Genomic DNA, 1,703 nt, shown 5'->3' with positions numbered 1-1,703 from the left:
GGCTCCATGTCAAGCCGCGGCACCGCAGTTTGATAGATCGATTTTGAGAGCTTACACAAAATTCTTGACAGACTCATAATCAACCACTCGTTTCCCCTGCTGACTTTGATAATGCAATGTTCTTTGCTATCCCTGTAACTGTATATCAACAAAATGAGGTCATCGACTACGGTGGAGTTAATGAAAAACACACAGAACATGCCGTACTTATAAACGGTAATTTTTACTTTAAGGATTTATGCCAATTTAGAATTCGTCGTGTCTCAATGTCAAAATAAATGGGAGCGGGATCTACCCGTATCCCTTTTTCTAAAAAAAAAAGAAGCACTTTATAAGCACTCCTCAATTAAAAAAGTCAATCCAACTTTTCCACAAGTTCATTTGCAAACACTTGTTAGCCGTTATAGTACAATATTATGAAACTACTCTTCAGAATTGTTTGATCTTGGTCTCCCTGTCCTATTAGACTGACGCAAATTCAACATTACAATTTCCGATGCACTTTTCACACCACGAAAAATAGTGTCCTCACTCAGTTCTTCATCTTCATAATGCTCTGCAATTTGCCTTAAACTCCATCCTTGAATTTGATAATGGACCAGCCACTTAAAGTGTTCTTGATTGCGTTTCTCCTTACCTTTCACATATCCATGCTGCTCTATAAACTTTTCGGTTCTTTCCCTGTACATCTTTTTATAGGTATCAAACCATCTGTCCATTGATTCCTCAAATTCTTTCCACGTCTCTGTTCTTGGGTCCCATCCTGTTCCAATTAATCGCTTTTCAATCATCAATATTTCCTCAAACGAGTTTAAGCTTACTTCTGATTTGCCTATGTTTTGTAAGGTTAGATCATACGACTTTGGCACAAAAACAAAAGGAAAATGACCATCAAATAAATCCCGAATGATTGGACACATTTTTAAACTAGAACTTTCTCCCAAGTGGAAGTCGTCAAATTCAATTTCAGATACATAAAGTGCACCTGACAGAGATACTTTCTCTTCAAAAGGCTTTGAATTACGTTGCATTCCAGAAAAATACCATTCTACTGCCCTTTCTCGCGGTATTCCGAAATGTTTTGCGTACTCTATTGCCTCTTGGATTCGTTCTTCCCTTTCAGCATCTTGAATATCTTCATAAAAACTATGAAGCGCCCAGAGTGCCAACTCAATATAAAAATCATTATCTGAATCTAAATTATATTTACTTGCCCAATTTAGAAGTCCATTTTTTAGAGGGGCGTAACCGCTATAAATCTTGTCTTGATCTGATTTCTTAACAAGTACCCATTCAGAAGGAGATGAATTATGATCAAGCTTTTTTTCTTTAAACCACTTTTGAGCACTATCAATTTTTCTTATTAGTATTTCTAAATCTTTTAATACTTCTGGTACAATATTTTCAATTAATTGTACAAAGTATTCAACATGGTTATAACGTGCCATATCTAATAACATCGGTGAACTAGGTTTTTTGATCCTGTCTGGATGATAGTATAAACCACCTTTCATAGTGTAAAGCCTCCCTTTGATCAATGTTTAATCTTATAATAAATGCTGACGTTTGGTTAATAAAGGAATTGGATTGTTTTAGTTTAATTCAAGTATTTATTCGGAAAATAGAATATCCTCCCACTATAAAGTAATGTATTCTCCTGTTTTCTCACTGAATCTCAATATTTCAACTTTGACAGCTTGAGC

The 1,703-nt window shown here is 35.3% G+C and carries 1 protein-coding gene; it reads right to left on the bottom strand.

The genetic code is table 11. The annotated features are described in order from the left end of the window. Positions 1–422 precede the first annotated feature (422 nt). Positions 423–1,514, bottom strand: a complete 1,092-nt coding sequence (locus KQX66_RS36320) for a hypothetical protein (protein WP_216798379.1) — start codon at positions 1,512–1,514, stop codon at positions 423–425. Positions 1,515–1,703 lie beyond the last annotated feature (189 nt).

Source organism: Paenibacillus oleatilyticus (assembly GCF_018998565.1).
Classification (GTDB): Bacteria; Bacillota; Bacilli; order Paenibacillales; family NBRC-103111; genus Paenibacillus_G; species Paenibacillus_G oleatilyticus.
Note: the sequence above shows the minus strand (reverse complement) of the source record. Positions and strands in the feature narration are given on the sequence as shown.